Origin of the sequence: Murimonas intestini (assembly GCF_024622195.1) — a bacterium.
GTDB lineage: Bacteria > Bacillota > Clostridia > Lachnospirales > Lachnospiraceae > Murimonas > Murimonas intestini.
In genome coordinates this window covers 381,417-403,550 of sequence record NZ_JANKBI010000001.1, presented here as the reverse complement: position 1 = coordinate 403,550, position 22,134 = coordinate 381,417, and the positions used below count along the sequence as shown (strand labels likewise).

At 48.3% G+C, this 22,134-nt stretch carries 22 protein-coding genes; all 22 read left to right on the top strand.

Annotation, left to right across the window (positions count from 1 at the left end; translation table 11 throughout):
- Nucleotides 1-29 precede the first annotated feature (29 nt).
- The 22 genes from NSB28_RS01905 (at nucleotide 30) to mutL (ending at nucleotide 22,133) form a co-directional block, all read left to right on the top strand.
- Nucleotides 30-917 carry a glycine betaine ABC transporter substrate-binding protein gene (locus NSB28_RS01905; RefSeq protein WP_109624467.1) on the top strand — a complete coding sequence of 296 codons (888 nt, stop codon included), beginning with the start codon at nucleotides 30-32 and terminating at the stop codon, nucleotides 915-917.
- The gene (locus NSB28_RS01900; RefSeq protein WP_187374085.1) at nucleotides 883-1,869 is read left to right on the top strand and encodes a 4Fe-4S dicluster domain-containing protein; all 987 of its coding nucleotides are present in this window, start codon (nucleotides 883-885) and stop codon (nucleotides 1,867-1,869) included. The genes NSB28_RS01905 and NSB28_RS01900 overlap by 35 nt, the downstream gene beginning before the upstream one ends.
- 3 nt (nucleotides 1,870-1,872) lie before the next feature.
- On the top strand, nucleotides 1,873-2,661 hold the full coding sequence (locus NSB28_RS01895; protein WP_109624469.1) for an ABC transporter ATP-binding protein: 789 nt from the start codon (nucleotides 1,873-1,875) through the stop codon (nucleotides 2,659-2,661).
- Nucleotides 2,658-3,299, top strand: coding sequence for an ABC transporter permease (locus NSB28_RS01890; protein ID WP_109624470.1), 642 nt, complete (start codon nucleotides 2,658-2,660; stop codon nucleotides 3,297-3,299). The genes NSB28_RS01895 and NSB28_RS01890 overlap by 4 nt, the downstream gene beginning before the upstream one ends.
- Entirely contained in the window at nucleotides 3,277-3,861 is a 585-nt protein-coding gene (locus NSB28_RS01885) for a DUF2284 domain-containing protein (RefSeq protein ID WP_243134631.1), read from the top strand. The genes NSB28_RS01890 and NSB28_RS01885 overlap by 23 nt, the downstream gene beginning before the upstream one ends.
- Nucleotides 3,862-3,941: 80 nt before the next feature.
- On the top strand, nucleotides 3,942-4,217 hold the full coding sequence (locus NSB28_RS01880) for a YabP/YqfC family sporulation protein (RefSeq protein ID WP_109624471.1): 276 nt from the start codon (nucleotides 3,942-3,944) through the stop codon (nucleotides 4,215-4,217).
- Between the two features lie 14 nt (nucleotides 4,218-4,231).
- Entirely contained in the window at nucleotides 4,232-5,464 is a 1,233-nt protein-coding gene (gene yqfD / locus NSB28_RS01875) for a sporulation protein YqfD (RefSeq protein ID WP_187374084.1), read from the top strand.
- Nucleotides 5,461-6,495: a PhoH family protein gene (locus NSB28_RS01870; RefSeq protein WP_109624473.1), complete on the top strand. Its 1,035-nt coding sequence runs from the start codon at nucleotides 5,461-5,463 to the stop codon at nucleotides 6,493-6,495. The genes yqfD and NSB28_RS01870 overlap by 4 nt, the downstream gene beginning before the upstream one ends.
- Nucleotides 6,495-6,992 carry an rRNA maturation RNase YbeY gene (gene ybeY / locus NSB28_RS01865; RefSeq protein WP_109624474.1) on the top strand — a complete coding sequence of 166 codons (498 nt, stop codon included), beginning with the start codon at nucleotides 6,495-6,497 and terminating at the stop codon, nucleotides 6,990-6,992. The genes NSB28_RS01870 and ybeY overlap by 1 nt, the downstream gene beginning before the upstream one ends.
- A 14-nt stretch (nucleotides 6,993-7,006) precedes the next feature.
- A complete protein-coding gene (locus NSB28_RS01860; RefSeq protein WP_109624803.1) occupies nucleotides 7,007-8,179 on the top strand; it encodes a DUF3048 domain-containing protein in 1,173 nt (390 codons plus the stop codon).
- Between the two features lie 69 nt (nucleotides 8,180-8,248).
- The gene (locus NSB28_RS01855; RefSeq protein ID WP_109624475.1) at nucleotides 8,249-9,898 is read left to right on the top strand and encodes a putative polysaccharide biosynthesis protein; all 1,650 of its coding nucleotides are present in this window, start codon (nucleotides 8,249-8,251) and stop codon (nucleotides 9,896-9,898) included.
- A 1-nt stretch (nucleotide 9,899) separates the two neighbouring features.
- Nucleotides 9,900-10,739 carry a pyridoxamine kinase gene (locus tag NSB28_RS01850; protein ID WP_109624476.1) on the top strand — a complete coding sequence of 280 codons (840 nt, stop codon included), beginning with the start codon at nucleotides 9,900-9,902 and terminating at the stop codon, nucleotides 10,737-10,739.
- Nucleotides 10,740-10,809: 70 nt separating this feature from the next.
- The gene (locus NSB28_RS01845; RefSeq protein ID WP_109624477.1) at nucleotides 10,810-11,205 is read left to right on the top strand and encodes a hypothetical protein; all 396 of its coding nucleotides are present in this window, start codon (nucleotides 10,810-10,812) and stop codon (nucleotides 11,203-11,205) included.
- Between the two features lie 84 nt (nucleotides 11,206-11,289).
- Nucleotides 11,290-12,138, top strand: coding sequence for a glutamate 5-kinase (proB, locus tag NSB28_RS01840; protein WP_109624478.1), 849 nt, complete (start codon nucleotides 11,290-11,292; stop codon nucleotides 12,136-12,138).
- Nucleotides 12,139-12,162: 24 nt separating this feature from the next.
- The gene (locus NSB28_RS01835; protein WP_109624479.1) at nucleotides 12,163-12,381 is read left to right on the top strand and encodes a DUF896 domain-containing protein; all 219 of its coding nucleotides are present in this window, start codon (nucleotides 12,163-12,165) and stop codon (nucleotides 12,379-12,381) included.
- Nucleotides 12,362-12,934: a 5-formyltetrahydrofolate cyclo-ligase gene (locus NSB28_RS01830; RefSeq protein ID WP_109624480.1), complete on the top strand. Its 573-nt coding sequence runs from the start codon at nucleotides 12,362-12,364 to the stop codon at nucleotides 12,932-12,934. The genes NSB28_RS01835 and NSB28_RS01830 overlap by 20 nt, the downstream gene beginning before the upstream one ends.
- Nucleotides 12,935-12,967: 33 nt before the next feature.
- A complete protein-coding gene (locus NSB28_RS01825; protein WP_109624481.1) occupies nucleotides 12,968-14,215 on the top strand; it encodes a glutamate-5-semialdehyde dehydrogenase in 1,248 nt (415 codons plus the stop codon).
- 133 nt (nucleotides 14,216-14,348) lie between these two features.
- A complete protein-coding gene (locus NSB28_RS01820) occupies nucleotides 14,349-14,831 on the top strand; it encodes a GNAT family N-acetyltransferase (RefSeq protein ID WP_109624482.1) in 483 nt (160 codons plus the stop codon).
- A gap of 53 nt (nucleotides 14,832-14,884) precedes the next feature.
- Nucleotides 14,885-15,778 carry a M14 family zinc carboxypeptidase gene (locus NSB28_RS01815; RefSeq protein WP_109624483.1) on the top strand — a complete coding sequence of 298 codons (894 nt, stop codon included), beginning with the start codon at nucleotides 14,885-14,887 and terminating at the stop codon, nucleotides 15,776-15,778.
- Nucleotides 15,779-15,823: 45 nt separating this feature from the next.
- A complete protein-coding gene (gene miaB, locus NSB28_RS01810; protein ID WP_109624484.1) occupies nucleotides 15,824-17,293 on the top strand; it encodes a tRNA (N6-isopentenyl adenosine(37)-C2)-methylthiotransferase MiaB in 1,470 nt (489 codons plus the stop codon).
- A gap of 20 nt (nucleotides 17,294-17,313) precedes the next feature.
- Entirely contained in the window at nucleotides 17,314-19,944 is a 2,631-nt protein-coding gene (gene mutS / locus NSB28_RS01805) for a DNA mismatch repair protein MutS (RefSeq protein ID WP_109624804.1), read from the top strand.
- Between the two features lie 5 nt (nucleotides 19,945-19,949).
- A complete protein-coding gene (mutL, locus tag NSB28_RS01800; RefSeq protein WP_257497396.1) occupies nucleotides 19,950-22,133 on the top strand; it encodes a DNA mismatch repair endonuclease MutL in 2,184 nt (727 codons plus the stop codon).
- Nucleotide 22,134: the final 1 nt, after the last annotated feature.

The following is a 22,134-nucleotide window of genomic DNA, read 5'->3' as shown; positions in this document are numbered from 1 at the left end:
CGTGAAAACACGCTGGAAAGGAATTAATAATGAAAAGACGAATGAGACAGATAATATGTCTGACAGCAGCAGCGGCTATATTAGGCGCAGGTGCTGCCGGCTGCCAGAAGAGCGGCGGTGATAAAATCGTGGTGGGCTCCAAGGGATTTACGGAAAACCTGATCTTAAGCGAGCTCTATGCTCTGGCGCTGGAAGATGCAGGATTTGCAGTAGACAGAAAATTTGAGATATCCAATGCTGTGATCCATACATCTATAGTAAACGGGGAAATAGACGTATATCCGGAATATACGGGAACAGCCCTCTTGACCATTCTGGGGGAAGAACTGATAACAGACCCTCAGAAGGTCTATGATGAGGTAAAGGACAAATATAAAGAGCAGTATAAGCTGGATGTGCTGGACTTGTGTGAGGCAAATGACGGAAACGGGCTGGTGATCCGGACGGAGGCTGCTGATAAATATGGTATCAGGACCATATCAGATCTGCAGGAAAAGGCGGCAGACATCCGCTTTGGAAGCACATCCGACTTTATGGAGAGGGAAGACGGCCTGCCTGCCCTTGAGGAAGTATACGGAAAATTTGATTTTAAGTCTGAGAATGCTTTTGACAATGCGCTGAAGTATGAGATCATGTCCAGTGATGAAGTTGACTGTGTGCCGGCTTACACCACAGACGCACAGCTGTCTCAGGATGAATTCACACTGCTTGAGGATGACAGGCAGGTCTGGCCTCCGTATAATGTCATTCCTGTTATGCGTGAGGAGACGGCCAGTAAGTATCCGGAGGCGGCTGCAGCCATCAATAAGATCAGCGGGAGCCTGGATACACAGACTATGTCAAAGCTGAATGCAGAGGTGGATCTGGATAAGAAAGAATACGATGAGGTTGCAAAAGAATTTTATGACTCCCTATGAAAAAATAATTGAATGTTTTTGTGTGCCCCGGGAGGGCAGAGATATTCTGGATGTGATGCTGACAAAAAAGGAGCAGGAGATGCTCTGCTGCTGGCCGGAGACAGAAGAACTGACGGCAGATGAACTCGCCCGCCTGCTGTGCGGCGGGGGCGTGGCCGCAGATGAAGGCGGTGCCCTTCATTTTATTGAAGAAGCTTTCAAAAGAGGTGTGCTCAATAAGTCTGACGGCGGATACTGCAGGGGATCTTTTTACGGGAGGCTTGATATTTTTGCCACGGATGAAGCGGCTGAATACAGGAAGCTGTCCCGGGAAAAGAGAGATGAGCTGGATAGCTGGTATTTTGCAGCTTATTTAAACGGGCTGAAGAGCAGCCGGGAGGAGAGACCGACAGCCGATGAGGTCCTTCCTCTGGAGGATACGCTGGAATTTATAGAAAATAAAGAAGAACAGCCCTATCTGGCGCTGTGTGACTGCAGGATGTTAAAGGGCGCCTGCGGTAAGCCGGTCTCCACCTGCATCACTTACAGAACAGCTCCCAACTCTTTTGTAAAAAGAGGCCTTGCAAAAAAGATCACAAAGCAGGAAGCTAAGCAGGTGGTGATAGATGCTGATAAAGCGGGGCTGATGCATACGGTCAATCCCGGAGGCGTCTGCAGCTGCTGCACTGACTGCTGTTATCTTTTCAGGGCTGCAAGTGCTCTGGAAAGCCAGGGGACGTGGCCGAGGGTCCATTACAGGGCTGTGCTTGATGAAGACAGATGCATTGGCTGCAGGTCCTGTCTGCGCCGCTGCCATTTTCATGTATTTGAATTAAAAAAGGATCAGACTAAGGACAGCGGCAAAAGACAGAATGTGCGCATGGCGAATGCAGATTTGTGCGCAGGCTGCGGCCTGTGTGTGACAGGCTGCCCCGCGGGCGCTTTGAAACTAGAAAAGATACAGGAGAAATAACAGATGAGTACAGCTGTAGAATTCATACATGTCAGCAAACGTTTTGAGGATGCTGCCAGCGATGCTGTGGAGGATGTGAGTTTCAGCATAGAGGAGGGTGAGCTTGTCACGATCCTGGGGACTTCAGGATGCGGCAAGACAACTCTGCTGAGAATGGTAAACAGTCTGATCCGCCCAAGCGCGGGCAGTATAAAAGTATTTGATAAAGATATAAGCAGTACATACCCGGTAGAACTGAGGAGGCAGATCGGCTATGTCATACAGCAGATCGGGCTGTTTCCGCATATGACAGTCAGGCATAATATTGCCACTGTCCCCAAAATTCTGGGATGGAGCAAAGATAAGATTGATGCCAGGGTGGATGAACTGCTGGAAATGGTAAACTTAGCCCCAGATGAATTCAGGGACAGATATCCGTCCCAGCTTTCAGGGGGACAGCAGCAGAGGATCGGCCTTGCCAGGGCTCTGGCGGCTGATCCCAAGCTGATGCTGCTGGATGAGCCTTTCGGGGCGATCGATGCCATTAACAGGACAGTGCTTCAGGATGAGCTTATAAATATACATCAGAAAAGCAGGAAAACATTTCTTTTTGTGACACATGATATTCTGGAAGCGCTCAAGCTGGGGACGAGGGTCATGGTCATGGACAAGGGCAGTATCAGGCAGTTTGATACGCCCAGTGAGATTTTAAAGAATCCGGCGGATGATTACGTGAAGCAGCTCATGGATTCTTTCAGGCAGGGATTTGCATTTGCGCTGGAAAGAGGAATGGGTCCGGGAGAACAGAGATGATAGAATATTTCATAAAATACCATGCAAAGCTGACAAAGGCACTTCTGGAACATATCCAGATCGTTGGCCTGACCCTGGTTATCTCTATTGTGATAGCGATGGCTGTCACGCTGGTGATAAAGGATTCTAAAAGGATCTCAAAGGCAGTGCTGCAGGTGTGCAATGTTATTTACTCCATACCAAGCCTTGCGCTTTTTGCAATACTTATACCTCTGTCAGGGCTTGGAGCAAAGACAGCTGTGATAGTGCTGGTGGTTTATAACCAGTATATCCTTGTCAGAGGTTTTACAGAAGGGCTGTCAATGGTGGACAGGGCAGTACTGGAGGCGGCAGCGGGCATGGGAATGAGCCGCTGGCAGATATTTGCCAGAGTACAGTTCCCTCTGGCGCTGGATTCCATGGTGGCCTCCATACAGATCGCGATCATTTCTACGATAGGGATTGCCACTATAGGGGCTACGATCGGGGCCGGCGGCCTGGGGTCTATCCTTTTTGACGGAATGAGGACACAGAATACTGTAAAGATACTTTGGGGGACAGTGCTGTCCGTCTTACTTGTGCTGGTAGCCAACGCCATACTCAATTATGCAGTGAAGAAAATTAATGAAAGGCTTCATGGAGGGAAGAAGCGTCCGTGAAAAATGCAGGAAAGGGATTCCAGGAAGTATGTATCAAGATGAGATCGAAGAGATACTGGCAGGCTTTCCGGTCTGCCAGTATGGATTTTTAGACCCTGAAGAAATTCTTTTTTCAGACAGGGTACGTTATATATGCCGGAGCCAGTGCGGGCGCTATGGAAAGTCATGGTCCTGCCCGCCAGCTGTCGGGGAGGTTGACGAGTGTAGGAAGAGATGCCTTGCATATGATAAGGTGCTTATTTTTACTACACTTGCCGAGGTGAGTGACAGTGCAATGCTGGAGGAGACACTCCTTACAAGAAAGGGACATGAGGAAGTGATGAGAGGGGTGCTCTGTGAGATGGAAGGCGCAGGTGCCCGGTGTCTGGCATTATCTTCAGAATCCTGCAGTATATGTGAAGCGTGTACATATCCCGGCGGACCGTGCAGGCATCCTGACAGAATGCTCCCATGTATTGAAAGCTACGGAATACTTGTGACAGAATCCGCTGAAAAGTGCGGGATAGATTTTTTTTATGATAGTCAGACGGTGACATGGTTCGGAATGATATTTTATGTGTAGGAGTATGGCCGCGGACGGCAGGATGGGTATAGAAATGGAAACGTCCTCATATATTGTGTAATAAAAGGCAATGATAGTATATGAGTTCGAAAAAAAAATCCATATATCAAAAACTTTCTGCGGCGTCCCAGCTGCCGAGGGATCTTAGTGACGGGGCCGTCCTGGTATCTGTCACAGGGCAGGAAGAAGTGTATGTAGAGAATTATAAGGGAATCATAGAATATACCAGCACCCGTTTGTGTCTGCAGACAAAACACTGTAAATTGGAAATCCAGGGGGAATGTCTGTGCATTACGTACTATACTGGAGATGAAATGAAGATTACGGGGCGTATCGAACAGATTAACTATTTATAAGCGGAGGGCTCTGTTTGGTAAAGCAAATTTTGCAGTATGGGAAGGGGCATGTGCGCATACGTGTTGAAGGGGGCTCCTATGAACGTTTCTTAAACCTCTGCGCCAACCACAATATTTACCTGTGGGATCTGATTCCTTCAGGAGATGCCTATGAAATGAACCTGTCGATAAAGGAATTCAGAGAGCTTAAGCCGCTTGCCCATAAGAGCAGGGTCAGGGTGCGTGTGGTGGAAAGATATGGACTTCCTTTTTTTCTGCATAGATACCGCAACAGAAAGCTTTTTTTTGCCGGGATAATGGCAGCCCTTGGAATCATCCTGTTCTTGTCCTGCTTCATCTGGGATATCCACGTGGAAGGGAATCTCCACGAGACGACAGAGGTCATCCTGGAGTATCTCCAGACAGAAGAGATAGGACATGGCACCTGGAAATCCGGAATTGACTGCAAGGCTCTGGCATCCAGCCTGAGAAAGCAGTTTGACGATTTTATATGGGTATCTGTCAAAATCGACGGAACAAGGCTTCTGATCAATGTGCAGGAAAATACAGACCTTGCCCTGGAGGAAGACAGAGTATATGAGGACAGCGACCTCATTTCAAATGTTGACGGGACTATAGTCAAGATGGTGACCAGGTCAGGCGCTCCTGTGGCGGCGGCAGGAGATGAGATAAAAAAAGGTGATATGCTTGTGAGAGGGCGGCTGGAGATTTTAGACGATGGCGGAGAGGTGAGCGCCTACAGGTACTGTGCCGCAGATGCCGACATTTACGTAAAGACAGTGTACCACTATAAAAGTGAGTTCCCGCTGGCGTACAAGGATAAGGTATATACAGGAAGCCAGCAGAATGGATATTTCTTTACTGCATTTGGAAAAAGGTTTACTTTCGCACTGGGTACAGGGGCATATGAACTCAGAGATACAGTGACCAGGGAACATCAGGCACAGCTCTGGGAAAATTTTTTTCTTCCTGTTTCGTGGGGGAAAATCGAGGTGAAAGAGTACGAAAACCAGCAGAAAACCTACACAAATGAGGAGGCAGCGAAAAGGGCTGAGGATGAGCTTTCTTACTTTTTGAAAAAAATTCAGGAAAAAGGGGTTCAAATATTTGAAAATAATGTTAAAATAGAAACGAGCGCTAAGACCTGCAAGGCAGAGGGGGACATTTATCTGATTGAAAAAGCAGGAAAAAGAGTGGCAGCTGAACGGGCGGATGCGCCGCAGGAGAAAGGAACTGACGAAGAATGAGCATCGTGGAGACAATCACAGCTGTTCCGGCGGAACATGAAAAAAATGTGTTCGGGCAGTTTGACGAGCATATCAAGAAGATAGAAAAGACTTTTAATGTAACTGTCATATCCAGAGACGGGGCGTTAAAGATCCTGGGGAATGAGACAGCAGCGGCAAAAGCAAAGAGTGTTTTTAACCAGCTCACAGAGCTTTCCAAAAGGGGCAATATTATTACACAGCAGAATGTAGACTATGCTATTTCTCTCTCCTTCGATGAAAAAGAGGAGAGCCTTATAGAGATTGACAAGGATTGTATATGCCATACGATTAACGGGAAACCGATCAAGCCCAAGACGCTGGGGCAGAAGCAGTATGTGGATGCCATCAGGGAAAAGATGATCGTATTCGGGATCGGTCCGGCGGGAACAGGAAAGACATATCTGGCTATGGCCATGGGGATACAGGCATTTAAGAATGATGAGGTGAGCCGGATCATCCTGACCAGGCCAGCAATAGAGGCAGGGGAAAAACTGGGATTTCTGCCAGGGGATCTGCAGAGCAAGGTAGATCCGTACCTCCGGCCTCTTTATGACGCCCTTTATCAGATCATGGGGCCTGAGAATTACCTGAAGAATATGGAAAAGGGACTTATCGAGGTGGCGCCCCTTGCATATATGAGGGGAAGGACACTGGACAATGCCTTTATCATCCTGGATGAGGCACAGAATACTACCCCGGCCCAGATGAAGATGTTCTTAACAAGGATCGGATTTGGCTCCAAGGTGATCGTCACAGGCGACCTGACCCAGAAGGATCTGCCCTCAGATGTCCAGTCAGGACTGGATGTGGCAGTAAAAGTCCTTGGGAAGGTTGAAGAGGTGGGATTCTGCAATCTCACAAGTAAAGACGTAGTGCGCCATCCGCTTGTCCAGAAGATCGTCAAAGCATATGAGGAATTTGAGAAAAAGGCTGCAGCCAGGGACAAGACGTCCAGACAGGACAGGGGCCGCAGGGATATAAATGCCAGAAGACGCGGGGGAGGACATTAATGACATTAGAATACTCAGATGAACTTGGAATGGAGCTTCCCTTCGACGGGGAGGAGCTGGCCCGGACAGTGGCGGAAAAGGCACTGGATTATGAAGAGTGCCCGTATGAGACAGAGATCAGCCTGACTCTTGTTTCCGAGGAGGAAATACAAAAAATAAATAAAGAATTCAGGGATATAGACAGGCCTACTGATGTCCTGTCCTTCCCTATGCTTGAGTTTGAAGACCCGGGATATTTCAGAGAGCCGGAGGATATAGAGGATGACTGTTTTAATCCGGAGACTGGGGAACTGATGCTTGGGGATATCGTGATATCTACCAGGCGTGTCTATGAACAGGCCAAGAGCTATGGACATAGTGAATTGCGCGAGTTTGCTTTTCTGGTCGCCCACAGCATGCTCCATCTTATGGGATATGACCATATGACGCCCGAAGAGGCGGAAGTGATGGAGAGGAAGCAGCGGGAGATACTGGAGCAGCTTGAAATAAACAGATGAAAAGAGGAATGGACATGAAGAAATTGAAGGTTTTGCTGCTGTTAGCAGCTTCAGCTTCTGTACTCGCCCTGGCAGGATGCCAGAAAGAGGCTGATACGCCCACAGAGGCGAAGGTTAGTGAAGCGCCGGCAGGCACAGAGGGTGCCGCGCAGGTTAGCACAGGCGAGGTCATCAAGGGAACAGCCGTGACCCAGGAAAACGCAGAACAGCCTCAGACAGATCCGGAAGGAATGACACGCAGCTATCTGACAGGAAAGCTGGTCAGCAGCGAGATTGGTTCCAAGCGTCCCGTTGCCATCATGCTCAACAATATAATCGATGCGTGCCCCCAGGCTGGAATCTCCCAGGCAGATGTGGTCTATGAAGCTCCTGTAGAGGGGGGTATTACAAGGCTTATGGGAATCTTTGAAGATTACTCCAATCTGGACAAGATAGGCTCAGTCAGAAGCTGCCGTAATTATTATGTGAAATATGCGGAAGAATTTGATGCTATCTACGTACATTACGGACAGGCTGCATATGCGGTAGACCTGTTGAATTCAGATGAGATCGACAACATAAGCGGACTGGAGTATCAGGAGGCCATGGGCAAGATCGACGGATATGCAGGAGAAGATATCTTCTACCGCACAGATGACCGCCCTTCACCGCACAACTGCTATACCAGCGCGGAAGGGCTCAAGACAGCCATCGAGCGGAAAGAATATGATACTGATTATGCAGAGGATTATAAAGGCCACTATAAATTCGCACAGGACGGACAGCGTTCTGACCTGGGCATTTACGGCGCAGAGAGCGCGGTAAAGATCATTCCGGGCTACGGCGTAAATGAGCCGTGGTTTGAGTACAACAGCGGCGACCAGAAATATTATCGCTTCCAGTATGATGACAAACAGATCGACCAGAATACGGATGAACAGCTTTCCTACGATAATGTCATTGTCCAGTTTTCACCATGGGAGAAATATGATGACAACGGATACATTAATATTGACACTTTCTCAGGCGGCACAGGATATTTCTTCACAGGCGGCAAGGTTGTACCTGTGACCTGGATCAAGGATGAGGGTACAGCAGGTGCTGTCCGTTATTACCTGCCTTCAGGCGACGAAATCGTATTAAACCAGGGCAAGACCTGGGTATGTATCGTGCTGGATACAGATAAGGACAGCTTTGTATACGAATAAAAAATAGTAATGATACATGTAACTGTTCAGCAGGTACTGAACAGTTATAAAGGATGAATGAGGTATAGCGTGGGAAAAACAAAGAAAAGCAAATCCAATTATTTAGTGCAGGGGACGATCCTGGTGATCGCCTCCTTCTTGGCCAGATTTATTGGGCTGGTCTACAGGATTCCCCTGACCAATATACTGGGTGATGAAGGAAATGCATATTACTCTACAGCGAATGAGATATACTCTATTCTGCTTATGATATCTTCCTTCAGCCTTCCGCTGGCAGTGTCAAAGCTGGTATCGGAACGGCTCCATATGGGACAGGTGAAGAATGCACATAAGGTCTTCAGGTGCTCTATTAAGTTTGCGTGTCTGGCAGGAGGGATCATTTCCGTCCTGACCTTTGCATGTGCAGGCCTGATCACCAAGTACCTGATGAGCTATGAGCTTGCGGTCTATGCACTGCGTGTGCTCTCACCGGCTATCTTTATATTCGCCATCGCTGGTGCCTTCAGGGGATATTTTCAGGGCCATGAGACCATGGTCCCTACAGCCACATCCCAGGTGATAGAGCAGATAGTGAATGCAGTAATCACTGTCATCGGCGCCGGGATAATGATGAATTACGGTATCCAGCTGGGAAAAGAACAGTCGAATTCTTCACTGGGGCCTGCTTTTGGCGCAGCAGGAGGCACCTTCGGTACTGTGGTCAGCGTGACGGTAGCGCTTGTTTTTCTGGTGTTTATTTATATTTCATACCGCAGGAACCTTGTGCGTTTATCACGCAGGGACACTACAAAACGTCTGGAATCAGATAAGGCCATCTATCGCGCGCTCCTGCTGACTATTATTCCGGTAGTACTCAGCACGGTTGTCTATAATATCGGATCTGTCCTGGATCAGGGAGTATTTAATAAAGTCCTGGCAGGGCAGGGATATACAGCTAAACAGTACGGTACGATCTGGGGAATCTACAGCGGAAAATTCAGGGTACTGATGAATGTACCGCTTGCGATCGCCTCCTGTCTGGGGCCTTCAGTAGTGCCGAGCCTGTCTGCTGATATGATGGACAGGAACTTTAAGGGGGCAGGAGAAAAGGTCCGGAATTCTATCAGGTATACTATGGTGATCACGATTCCGTGTGCCGTGGGCATGGCTGCGCTTGCTTCGCCCATCATGCAGCTGCTTTTCGGAGATGACAGGGCGCTTACAGCCGGGATTCTGCAGTCAGGGGCACTTATGATCGTGCTCTTTGCCCTCTCTACCCTGACAACAAGTATTCTGCAGGGAATAGGGGAAATGCAGACCCCGCTTGTCAATTCAGGTATAGCGCTGGGACTCCATCTTGTAGTTCTGTATGTTCTTTTAAAGGTATTTGTACTTAATATATATTCTGTTGTGTATGCAAATATTATTTTTGCACTGATAATCTGTCTTTTGAACGCGGCGGCGATCAGGAAGCATCTAAGATACAGGCAGGAGATCAAGCGGACATTTATAGTGCCGCTCATCTGTTCAGGTATCATGGGGCTGGTGGCATGGGGTGTATATTCTCTGTTCCATCTCTTTGCAGGAAATGCCATACCGACATTTCTGGGGATCCTGGCAGGAGTGGTTGTTTACGGCGTGCTGCTTGTCAAGCTGCGCGGTGTCACTGAGAAAGAACTGCTTCGTATGCCTAAGGGTCAGCTGATGGTTGATCTGCTCAGAAGATGCAGGGTTTTGTAGAATGATGGAAAAGAAACCGATAAAGAGAGCGGCTGTGCTCCATGATATGTGCAGTGTGGGCAGGGCCGCCATGACAAATATCCTCCCTGTCCTCTCAGTGATGGGCGTGGAGGCATGTCCCGTACCAACTATGCTGCTTTCTACCCACACAGGAGGATATGGCCGTCCGGTCATGTGCCCTGTGCCTGAGTTTCCAAGGGAGTGTGCATCACACCTGAAAAGCCAGGGCATCAAATTTGATGCCCTGTTTGTGGGATATATGGGAAATGCGCAGGTGACTGACAGTGTTTTAGGCTTCATGAGCACTTACAGTGATGCCAAGGTGATCTTTGATCCTATCATGGCTGACAATGGCCGGTATTACCAGAACTTTGGCGAGAGCTATAAAAGGCAGCTGCAGAAGCTCCTGAAATACAGTGATATCATAACTCCTAATTTCACGGAGAGCTGTTTCCTGGCAGACGAGCCATATACGGACAGGTGCGGACAAAGTGAACTCCTTTCTGTCTGCAGGCGGCTTGAGGAGCTGGGCAGCAGGCGTATTGTCATAACAAGTGTCCCGCTGGAGGGCTGCAGCCTGGGTATAGCAGTTTATGAGGAGGGTGAGCTTGAGATATTTCCCAAAGAGCCGGCCGGCAGATTTTATCACGGCACTGGTGACCTTTTTGCAGCTGTACTGCTTGGAAGGATACTCCAGGGCAGGGCTCTTGTCCCGGCGGCGCTATCCGCCCATGAGTTTGTGAGTCTGTGCATCAGGAAAAGTGACGAATACGATTATGATATCAGAGAAGGCATCCTTCTGGAGCCCTGTCTTAAGTATCTGATGCAGGAAATATTGTAAAGAATGAGAATTAACAGCTGGAATAAATAGCCGGATGTTTGCCGATACTACTTTAAAAGGAGTGACTGCCATGAAATATAAAGTAGGTATCGGCATTTTTGCTGCCATAATGATGGTCTGCCTTTGCTATATGGGAAGCTATCAGTACTTTTATGGAAAAAAAGAGGAGTCCGGCCGGCAGATGAGCGGTGAGCTGCAGGCAGAACCTGCAAATGCCGGACAGGGGAGCCGCATTGGGGAACAGGTAAATAAGGGGAATGGGTATCCATTTTACGTGAAGCTGGAGAACGGGCTTGTTGCCATATACGAAGAAGATAAAAAGACAGTTTTTGAATATACGGATATCCCTCTGCATCATCTGAATGAACAGCTTGAGCGGGAGCTGGAAAACGGGAAATACATCTATGGTGTACGGGCGCTTTACGATTTTCTGGAAAATTACGCGGATGAAGAAAAAAATCATTGAAGCCGGTTGCAAAAGTCGGGGAAAATGTGTAAGATAGAAAAAGAAATTCCGTGTGATCCGCGTAATATGAGGAGGAAGAAAAAAGTGGACTTAAGAGAAAGACTGAAGGATAAAAAAAGGATTGTCATAAAGGTTGGTTCATCTTCTCTGACACATGAAGAGACAGGGGCTATTAATCTCACAAAGCTGGAGATACTTGTCAGAGAGATATCTGATCTGAAAAATACAGGCAAGGACGTGATTCTGGTATCGTCCGGAGCTATTGCGGTGGGAAGGCAGGCAGCAGGCCTTTCAAAAAAGCCGGATCAGATAGCCGAGAAACAGGCCTGCGCTGCGATCGGCCAGGCAAAGCTCATGATGCTGTATCAGAAGCTTTTTTCTGAATACGGACAGGTGGGCGCACAGATACTGATGACAAAGAAAACTATGCTGGATAATCTAAGCCGTGTCAATGCACTTAATACATTCCAGGCACTGATGGCTCTGGGGGCTGTTCCTATTGTAAATGAAAATGACACGATTTCCACCTTTGAGATGCGGTTTGGCGACAATGATACACTTTCTGCCATTGTTGCAGCTCTTGTGGATGCGGATCTGCTGATCCTCCTCTCAGACATAGACGGCCTTTTTACAGATGATCCGAACAAAAATCCTGACGCAGGGTTTATCAGTGTGGTGGACCATGTGGATGACCAGCTGATGGAGATGGGAAAAGGGAGCACGGGAAGCAGTGTCGGCACAGGCGGAATGGCGACGAAGCTGGCGGCAGCCAAGATTGCCACGTCAGCCGGAGCAGACATGATAATAGCCAACGGCTCTGATTTCCACATCATACATAAGCTTGTGCAGGGCAGGGACTTTGGAACGATCTTTGCCGCCCAGCCGGATGAAGATTTCTATCTGATCGATTATCTGGAAAAACTGACAGACTGACAAAAACCAAAAAGGAGAAATATTATGGACGAACTGCAGATACAGAGAATTAATGAGCTGGCCCGGAAATCAAAAGCGGAAGGGCTGACAACAGCCGAGAAGGAAGAACAGGCGTCTCTGCGCAGAGAATATATTGAGGCTATCCGTATGAACCTGCGTGGACAGCTGAATAACATAGATGTAAAGGAAGAGGACGGCTCTATCACAAATCTGGGTGAGAAATATGGAAATAAAGGCAACTAAGAAGGAAATAAGGAATCTTATATTTGAAAAGAGAAAAGAATGCAGCCAGGAAGAGATAGAAGAAAAGAGTTTGGAAATCGCCAGGAAGATATCTGAACTTCCTGAATTCAGAGAGGCCGACTGTATCTACGCATATATGGACTGCAAAGGAGAGGCCTCCACGAAGGAAATATTAAAGAGAGCGTGGGAGCTGGGAAAACGGACTGCAGTCCCAAAGGTAACAGGTGAGGATCTTATTTTTTATTATATTGAATCCTTTGATGATACGAAGCCAGGCTATTTTCAGGTACCGGAGCCGGTGACAGGGAAAGAGGCCTGGGAGGAAGATGCCTTTCTGATCGTTCCGGGGGTGGCTTTTGATGCCATGTGCCGACGGTGCGGCTATGGAAAGGGATTTTATGACAGATATCTGAGTTTACATACTGGCCATAAGACAGCGGCTGTTGCTCTTGATTTTCAGATAGTGGAGGAAGTTCCGGCAGATCCTCACGATATATGCCCGCAGATGGTTGTGACACCCAGTCATATTTATCTAATGCCGGAACGTTCTTGAAAATTTCGGCACGAAATTAGGGAGGAAACATGTATGAAGACAATTTATGAAATTGGCGCTAAAGCAAAAGAGGTGGAACCGGTTCTCAGAACTTTGGAGACAGTTCCTAAAAATGAAGCCCTCCTGTCCGTGGCAGCCGCTCTTACAGAGCACAGCAGGGAGATCCTGGAAGCCAACAGCCTTGATATTGAGGCGGCCAGGGCAAATAATATGAATCAGGGCCTTGTAGACAGGCTGATGCTGGATCATGGCAGAATAGAGTCTATGGCTGAAGGTCTCATACAGCTGGCCGGACTTGACGACCCTGTAGGGGAAGTCCTTTCTATGAAAAAAAGACCAAACGGCCTTATGATCGGACAGAAGAGAGTCCCCCTGGGGGTGGTTGGAATTATCTACGAGTCACGCCCAAATGTGACAGCCGATGCCTTCGGGCTTTGCTTCAAGGCCGGTAATGCTGTGATCTTAAAGGGCGGCAGTGATGCAATAAACTCTAACAGGGCGATAGTGGCGGTTATCCGGAAGGCCCTGGAAGAAAAAGGAATACCGGGAGAGGCAATACAGCTGATCGAGTCTGCTGACAGAGCAGTTACTTCTGCATTTATGAAGATGAATGAGTATGTAGATGTGCTGATACCAAGGGGAGGGGCCGGCCTGATCAGTGCAGTTGTGAACAACAGCACTATCCCTGTGATTGAGACAGGAACAGGGAACTGCCATATTTATGTGGATGAAGGAGCAGACCTTAAGATGGCGGAGGATATCATATTCAATGCCAAGACCCAGAGGATAGGGGTCTGCAATGCATGCGAATCTCTTGTGGTGCACAGCAGTGTCATAGATGAGCTCATGCCAGTCCTGAAAAAGCGGCTTGATGAGAAACAGGTTGAATTAAGAGGTGACAGCCGTGCCTGCCGGGCGGCAGAGGGGATCCATGAGGCGCAGGAGGAGGACTGGGGGAAAGAATACCTGGATTACATACTTTCTGTCAGAACTGTGGATTCTCTGGATGAGGCGATCGCACATATCAACCGCTATAATACAGGCCACTCAGAGGCGATCATCACAAATAATTATGAACATTCCCAGAGATTTTTAAATGAGATAGATGCAGCAGCAGTGTATGTCAATGCATCTACAAGATTTACAGATGGTTTTGAATTCGGCTTCGGCGCTGAGATAGGCATCAGCACACAGAAGCTTCATGCAAGGGGGCCCATGGGCCTGCAGGCGTTAACCACCACTAAATATATTATTTACGGAAATGGCCAGATCAGAAAATAAGCGTTATTGTTCGCGGGACAGTGAATAGTAACAAATAAGCTGTCAGCCGGACTGACGCCCCAGGGCGCTCTCCGGCTGATTTTATCTTGTTTCATAGGAAATGGAAGCATCTTTTAAAATACGGAGGATCAATATGGAGATAAGAAAGACGAAAACAAGTGAGACAGATACTTTGATGGAATTATACAGACAGGCAAGAAAATTTATGGCAGAGCATGGAAACCCCAACCAGTGGGGAGATTCCTATCCCGGGCGGAGTCTTATTGAACAGGATATTCTGGATGGATGCAGCTATGTGTGCACCAAGGATGGCAGGATCGCCGCCACCTTTTTCTTTAGGACTGGGGAGGATAAGACTTACAGGGAGATCTATGAGGGGGTATGGCTGAATGACAGGCCATACGGCGTTGTGCACAGGATCACATCAGACGGGACAGTCAGAGGAGCGGCATCCTTCTGCCTGAATTGGGCTTTTTCACAGTGCGGCAATCTGAAGATCGATACTCATGAGGATAATATAGTAATGCAGAATATGCTGCAGAAAAATGGTTTCCAGCGCTGCGGGATCATTTATATTGAAGACGGCAGCAGGAGGATCGCATACCAGAAAGTATAACACATTTTCAGGCCTCCTGATGCATATATTAGTAAGTAAAAGGAGGCCATAATATGATTGATTTGTCTAAAAAGTATACGTATGATGAACTAAAGAATGCGGCCATGGTCCTGGTGGGGCAGTATCCTGATCTGCTCCATCTGCATATTCTGGGGATGAGCCATGACGGCAGGGATATATTCGGCCTGAGGCTGGGCAGCGCCGGAAAGTGCCTGATCTGTACGGCAGGCATCCACGGAAGGGAGAGCACGAACCCGGTGCTGCTCTTAAAGATGGCTGAGGATTACGCCAGGAGCGCTGCCAAGGGACAGGCATTATTTGATCAGTACAGTATCTATTTCCTGCCGGTAATGAATCCTGATGGCTATGAAATAGCCAGGGCAGGATTTTATACCATAAGGAATCCTATTCTCCGCCATACTCTGCTTATGAAGGATATGCCATGGGAAATGTGGAAATACAATGCGCGGGCAGTGGATGTCAACAGAAATTTCCCGTGCGCGTCTTTTATGCCTGTCAAAGGCATGTATGTCCCGGCAAGTGAGAACGAGACAAAAATACTGATATCTTTATTTAAGAAAGAGGCTGATTCCGTAGGGTATCTGGATTTCCATTCCAGGGGGCGGATCATATATTATTACAGGAGTGCAATGCCTGTGTCATATAATGAAAAGGGAAAGCAGATGGCGGAAAAGCTTAAGTCCCTGGCCAGCTACGACCTGGGAGGCCGGCAGGACGAGATGGAGACAAAAAGCGACGGAGGAAATTCTGTCCAGTATTATTCAGAAAAGTGCGGTAAGCTGGCTATCACCATAGAGACTGTGGATGACGATGCGTCCTTTCCTCTGGATATCAGGTACCAGCAGGAGGTTTACCGTGAGATATCAGAGATACCATCAGGTTTTTTGCGGGAATATGATTGCAATTTTTTCGGGCATTCGTTATAATAATTAGTCAGGGTAAAAACAAAGCATTCGGATAAGGAGCATTGTATGAACACAAAAGTATTGGAAGAAGAATTAAACAAGGTTGATATTTGCGGGGAGGCTCCTGAGGCGGAGCCTTACAGGCAGTATTACTATATAAAGAAATGTAGGGAAATAATAGAGGAGAAGAGCCGCAAGCTGGGAAGGCCTCTGACAGCGTCTACAGTTACGTTCGGTTGTCAGATGAACGCCAGGGACAGTGAGAAGCTCGCAGGCATCCTGGAGCAGATCGGGTATGTGATGACTGAGGACGAGCATGCAGATTTTGTCATCTATAACACATGTACTGTAAGAGAAAACGCGAATCAGAGGGTTTACGGGCGTCTTGGGGCCCTTGGAAGCATCAAGAAGAAGAATCCCCATATGCTGATTGCCCTGTGCGGCTGCATGATGCAGGAGCCTGAGGTGGTAGAAAAATTAAAAAAAAGCTACCGGTTTGTGGACCTGATCTTTGGTACCCACAATATATACAAATTTGCAGAGCTGGTGGCGGCCCGTCTTGAATCTGACAGGATGGTCATCGATATCTGGAAGGATACTGATAAAATCGTGGAGGATCTGCCGGCTGACAGGAAATATCCGTTTAAGTCAGGGGTGAACATCATGTTCGGCTGCAATAATTTCTGCAGCTACTGTATAGTGCCGTATGTGCGGGGACGTGAGAGAAGCAGGAATCCAAAGGACATTATCCGGGAGATAGAACAGCTGGTGGAGGATGGCGTGGTGGAAGTCATGCTGCTGGGCCAGAATGTGAATTCATATGGCAAAAACCTGGACGAGCCTGTTACATTTGCACAGCTCCTCAGAGAAATAGAAAAAATAGAAGGCCTGGAAAGGATCAGGTTCATGACATCCCATCCAAAGGATCTGTCTGACGAGCTGATAGAAGTCATGAGAGATTCTTCCAAGGTCTGCAGGCATATGCATCTGCCCCTTCAGTCAGGCAGCAGCAGGGTCCTGAAGGTGATGAACAGAAAATATACAAAAGAAGACTATCTCAGCCTTGTTGAGCGTATGAGGACGGCTATTCCTGATATCTCCCTCACAACTGACATTATTGTGGGATTCCCGGGGGAGACAGAGGAAGATTTCCAGGAGACCCTGGATGTGGTGAGAAAGGTACGTTATGACAGCGCCTTTACCTTTATCTATTCTAAGAGGACAGGAACGCCGGCTGCAGCAATGGACGCCCAGGTACCTGAGAGTGTTGTAAAGGACAGGTTTGACAGGCTGCTGGCAGAGGTGCAGGAGATATCGAAAGAGATGTCATCAAGACTGACTGGGCAGACACTGCCCGTGCTTGTGGAAGAGAAAAATGACCATGATCCTCATCTTATGACAGGAAGGCTGAGCAATAACCTGCTTGTACATTTCCCGGGAGATGAGAGTCTTATTGGAAAGATCATGGACGTGCATCTGAAAGAGTGCAGAGGATTTTATTATATGGGCGAGGCAGCCCCCAAGAGAGGACGGTAATTGTGGCAGAATTAACACCAATGATGCAGAAGTACGTGGAGACTAAGCAGGAATACAAAGACTGTATCCTGTTCTACAGGCTGGGAGATTTCTATGAGATGTTTTTCGAGGATGCCCTGACTGCTTCTAAAGAACTGGAGATAACCCTGACAGGCAAGGACTGCGGCCTTGAGGAGAGGGCGCCCATGTGCGGAATCCCTTACCACGCGGTGGATACATATCTGAACAGGCTGGTGAGCAAGGGATATAAGGTTGCCATCTGTGAGCAGGTGGAGGACCCTAAAATGGCCAAGGGCCTTGTAAAAAGAGAAGTGGTCCGCATTGTGACTCCCGGAACGAATCTGAACACCCAGGCCCTGGACGCCACAAAGAACAATTATCTCATGTGTGTGGTGTGCGTGGAAAACCAGTACGGCCTTTCTATCGCTGATATCACCACAGGAGATTTTTTCGTGACAGAGGTGGATACGGACAGAAAACTGATGGATGAGATAACGAAGTTTTCTCCCAGTGAGATCATCTGCAATGATTCTTTCTATGTGAGCAGCATTGATATAGAGGACTTAAAGAACAGGCTGGGCATCGCTGTATACTCTCTGGAAGCATGGTATTTTGATGATGACCTGTGCAAAAGGGCTTTAAAAGACCATTTTGAAGTAAAGAGCCTGGAGGGGCTGGGGATTTCCGATTATAACTGCGGCGTCATCGCTTCAGGTGCCATGCTGCAGTATCTGACGGAGACCCAGAAGACCTCCCTTGCAAATCTGACTCATCTGACCCCCTATGCGACAGGCAGATATATGATCATAGACAGCTCTACAAGAAGGAATCTGGAGCTTTGCGAGACTCTGAGAGAAAAGCAGAAGAGGGGATCACTTCTCTGGGTGCTGGACAAGACGAAGACAGCCATGGGCGCCAGGATGCTCAGAAGCTTCATAGAGCAGCCCCTGATCGACAGGCAGGAAATAGAGCGCAGGCTGCAGGCTGTGGAGGAACTGACAGAGAATGCCATTGCCAGAGAAGAGATAAGAGAGTACCTGAATCCCGTATACGACCTGGAACGCCTTATCAGCAAGATCAGCTACCAGTCGGCCAGTCCGAGAGATCTGATCTCCTTTAAGAATTCGCTGGCCATGATCCCTCCCGTGAAATATATTATGAAGGGCTTTGAAGCGCCCCTGCTGAAAGAGATAGAGGCAGATATTGATGAACTGGCTGATATCTGCTCACTGATCGGAAACTCCATCGTAGATGAGCCTCCGCTGACGATCAAAGAGGGGGGCATCATCAGGGAAGGATACAATGAAGAAATAGACAAGCTGAGAAACGCCAAGACGGAAGGGAAGAACTGGCTGGCGCAGCTGGAGGCTGAAGAGCGGGAGAAGACGGGCATCAAGAGCATGAAGGTGAAATTCAATAAGGTGTTCGGATATTATCTGGAGGTCACAAATTCCTTTAAGGATAAGGTACCTGATTATTATACAAGGAAGCAGACGCTCACAAACGCGGAGCGGTATATCACCCCCAAGCTCAAGGAGCTGGAGGACATGATACTTGGGGCCGAGGACAAGCTTTTTGCCCTGGAATATGATATGTTTGCCCAGGTCCGTGACACTATCGCAAAAGAAGTGCTGCGGATACAGACCACTGCCAAAGCGCTGGCAGGGATCGACGTATTTGCGTCCATGGCGCTGGTGGCTGAGCGGAACCACTATGTGCGTCCCTCCATCAATGAAAAGGGCCTGATCGATATCAAAAACGGGCGTCATCCTGTTGTTGAAAAGATGATCTCAAACGACATGTTCATTGCCAATGACACCTTCCTGGATAATGGGAAGAACAGGATTTCTATCATTACCGGACCAAATATGGCCGGAAAATCTACATATATGCGCCAGACAGCGCTGATTGTGCTGATGGCGCAGATTGGATGCTTTGTACCGGCTTCCGGGGCCAGAATCGGGATCGTGGACAGGATATTTACCAGGGTAGGGGCATCAGATGATCTGGCAAGCGGCCAGAGTACCTTTATGGTAGAGATGACAGAGGTTGCGAATATACTGAGAAATGCCACGGCAAACAGCCTTCTTGTGCTGGACGAGATCGGAAGGGGTACAAGCACCTTTGACGGATTGTCCATTGCGTGGGCTGTAGTGGAGCATATCAGCAATCCAAAGCTGCTGGGGGCCAAGACATTATTTGCCACCCACTATCATGAGCTGACAGAGCTGGAGGGCAAGCTGGACAATGTAAATAATTACTGTATTGCGGTAAAAGAAAAGGGGGACGATATTGTCTTCCTGCGCAAGATTGTAAAAGGCGGGGCAGATAAGAGCTACGGCATCCAGGTGGCAAAGCTTGCAGGTGTTCCGGATTCTGTTATTACAAGGGCCAAGGAACTGGTGGAAGAGCTGAGTGACGCTGATATCACTATAAAGGCCAGGGAAGTGGAAGCTGCCGGATCAGGCAGCAGAAAGGCAAGGCCAAAGAAATATGACCAGCTGGACCTGGAACAGATAACATTGTCTGCAACAGTGAACGAGACAGATATCATCCAGGAGATCAAGGAGATAGATATCGGGACAATGACGCCGGTGGATGCACTGAACACCCTGTACCGGCTGCAGAATAAACTTAAGAATCGGTGGTGACATATTTGAACAATATCGCAGTTCTGGACAAGAGCACTGTAGACAAGATAGCGGCGGGCGAGGTGATAGAACGCCCGGCTTCCGTTGTGAAGGAGCTTGTGGAAAATGCAATTGATGCCGGCGCCAACGCAGTTACTGTGGAGATCAAAGAGGGCGGCATATCTTTTATAAGGATAACAGACAACGGGGAGGGAATCCCGGCTGATCAGGTTCCGCTTGCTTTTCTGCGCCATGCGACGAGCAAGATAAAAAAGGTGGAAGATCTCCTGAGCGTGGCTTCACTGGGCTTTCGGGGTGAGGCTCTTTCCAGCATTGCGGCTGTCTGCCAGGTGGAACTGATCACAAAGACAGCAGGAAGCATCACCGGGTGCCGTTATATCATAGAGGGCGGCCAGGAGAAGAGCCAGGAAGAGATCGGTGCACCGGAGGGGACTACCTTCCTTGTGAGAAATCTTTTCTTTAATACGCCGGCCAGAAAGAAATTCCTGAAATCCCCCATGACTGAAGCGGGCTATATCAGCGATATCATGGAGAGGATGGCGCTTTCTCATCCGGAGGTCTCCTTTAAATTCATTAATAATAATCAGACGAGGCTGCATACCTCGGGGAACACGAACCTGAAGGATATCATCTATGGGATATACGGCAGGGATATAGCAGGCAATCTGATCGAGATCAAAGATTTTGGCTCCGGCGGGCCTGTGGAACTGAAGGGTTTCATCGGAAAGCCGGTTATTTCCAGAGGAAACCGCAATTATGAAAATTATTTTATCAATGGCAGGTACATAAAGAGCAAGATCATTTCAAAAGCCATTGAAGATGCATATAAAACATTTATGATGCAGCATAAGTATCCGTTCACGGCTCTTCATTTTACAATAGACGGGAGCTATCTGGATGTAAATGTACACCCGACTAAGATGGAATTAAGATTTGCCAACAATGAGGAGATGTACAGATTTGTCTATGAGGCTGTGAAGGCGGGGCTGACACACCGGGAACTGATACCCCAGGTAACTGTGGGAAAGGAAGAAGCGGTTAAAAAGCCGGAACCTCCTGTGAAAGAGCAGATACCGGAACCCTTTGAAAAAAACAGGCTGCAGATGATAAGGGAGCAGAGCGGATATGGCTCATATGGGGTGCAGTCCCGCCATATGGCAGATCCGCCGCGTGGAAAGGCTCCCGCATATCAGAGGGATCAGGGATGCGGCAGGGGACCATCAGCAGATAAAGCCACTGCCAGCCGGAAGGAGTTGGACGGCCGGAATGCACCCAGTCATGATGCAGGCAGCCAGGATATGGCCAGCCGGAATGCGGACGATCTGTATACGGCCAGTCAGGATACATCCAGCCGAAATGCGGGCAGTCTGGAAACCGTCAGCCGGAATGCGGCCAGTCAGTATACCGCCAGCCAGAATGCGGGCGGTCAGGAAACCATCAGCCGGAATGCATTAAGTCAGGATATACCCAGCCAAAATGCGGCCGGCCAGGATACCGCCAGCCCCAATGCTGCAGCCGGGCTGCCGGAGGCAGCAGCTCCTCTCCTGGAACAGGAGGCATTGCCAAAACAGATGGAGCTCTTTGAGGATAAGCTGCTGGATGCAGAGAATGTAAAGCGCCATAAGATTATCGGGCAGATATTTGACACATATTGGCTTGTGGAATTTGACGACAAGCTGTTCATTATTGACCAGCATGCGGCCCATGAGAAGGTACTCTATGAGAGGACCATGAAAAGCCTGAAAAATAAGGAGTTTACCTCCCAGCAGATATCTCCGCCGGTGATCCTCACCCTGAGTATGCAGGAAGAGGAGCTGCTTTTAAAATACATGGAGAATTTTACCCAGATCGGGTATGAGATCGAACCGTTTGGCGGTAATGAGTATTCTATACGCGCTGTGCCCGGCAACATGTTCGGTGTGGCACAGCAGGATCTGTTCATAGAAATGCTTGACGGCCTTTCATCCCAGACAGGGCGGGCGGATGCGGAAATCATCAATGAAAAGATCGCATCCATGTCATGCAAGGCTGCTGTCAAGGGGAACCACAAGATGTCTTTTATTGAGGTGGAGGCGCTTATCGATGAGCTGCTGAAGCTGGATAATCCCTATAACTGTCCCCATGGCAGGCCAACGATCATTTCCATGACAAAATATGAGATGGAAAAGAAATTTAAACGGATTGTATAAG

Bases quoted from the DNA above. Each gene is read 5' to 3' on its own strand.
- NSB28_RS01890 (WP_109624470.1), top strand. From the start codon at position 2,658: ATGATAGAATATTTCATAAAATACCATGCAAAGCTGACAAAGGCACTT.
- miaB (WP_109624484.1), top strand. From the start codon at position 15,824: ATGAACACAAAAGTATTGGAAGAAGAATTAAACAAGGTTGATATTTGC.
- NSB28_RS01835 (WP_109624479.1), top strand. From the start codon at position 12,163: ATGGACGAACTGCAGATACAGAGAATTAATGAGCTGGCCCGGAAATCA.
- NSB28_RS01845 (WP_109624477.1), top strand. From the start codon at position 10,810: ATGAAATATAAAGTAGGTATCGGCATTTTTGCTGCCATAATGATGGTC.
- NSB28_RS01850 (WP_109624476.1), top strand. From the start codon at position 9,900: ATGATGGAAAAGAAACCGATAAAGAGAGCGGCTGTGCTCCATGATATG.
- NSB28_RS01825 (WP_109624481.1), top strand. From the start codon at position 12,968: ATGAAGACAATTTATGAAATTGGCGCTAAAGCAAAAGAGGTGGAACCG.
- NSB28_RS01815 (WP_109624483.1), top strand. From the start codon at position 14,885: ATGATTGATTTGTCTAAAAAGTATACGTATGATGAACTAAAGAATGCG.
- mutS (WP_109624804.1), top strand. From the start codon at position 17,314: ATGATGCAGAAGTACGTGGAGACTAAGCAGGAATACAAAGACTGTATC.
- NSB28_RS01895 (WP_109624469.1), top strand. From the start codon at position 1,873: ATGAGTACAGCTGTAGAATTCATACATGTCAGCAAACGTTTTGAGGAT.
- NSB28_RS01900 (WP_187374085.1), top strand. From the start codon at position 883: ATGAGGTTGCAAAAGAATTTTATGACTCCCTATGAAAAAATAATTGAA.
- NSB28_RS01905 (WP_109624467.1), top strand. From the start codon at position 30: ATGAAAAGACGAATGAGACAGATAATATGTCTGACAGCAGCAGCGGCT.
- NSB28_RS01860 (WP_109624803.1), top strand. From the start codon at position 7,007: ATGAAGAAATTGAAGGTTTTGCTGCTGTTAGCAGCTTCAGCTTCTGTA.
- NSB28_RS01870 (WP_109624473.1), top strand. From the start codon at position 5,461: ATGAGCATCGTGGAGACAATCACAGCTGTTCCGGCGGAACATGAAAAA.
- ybeY (WP_109624474.1), top strand. From the start codon at position 6,495: ATGACATTAGAATACTCAGATGAACTTGGAATGGAGCTTCCCTTCGAC.
- NSB28_RS01880 (WP_109624471.1), top strand. From the start codon at position 3,942: ATGAGTTCGAAAAAAAAATCCATATATCAAAAACTTTCTGCGGCGTCC.
- NSB28_RS01830 (WP_109624480.1), top strand. From the start codon at position 12,362: ATGGAAATAAAGGCAACTAAGAAGGAAATAAGGAATCTTATATTTGAA.
- NSB28_RS01820 (WP_109624482.1), top strand. From the start codon at position 14,349: ATGGAGATAAGAAAGACGAAAACAAGTGAGACAGATACTTTGATGGAA.
- NSB28_RS01885 (WP_243134631.1), top strand. From the start codon at position 3,277: ATGGAGGGAAGAAGCGTCCGTGAAAAATGCAGGAAAGGGATTCCAGGA.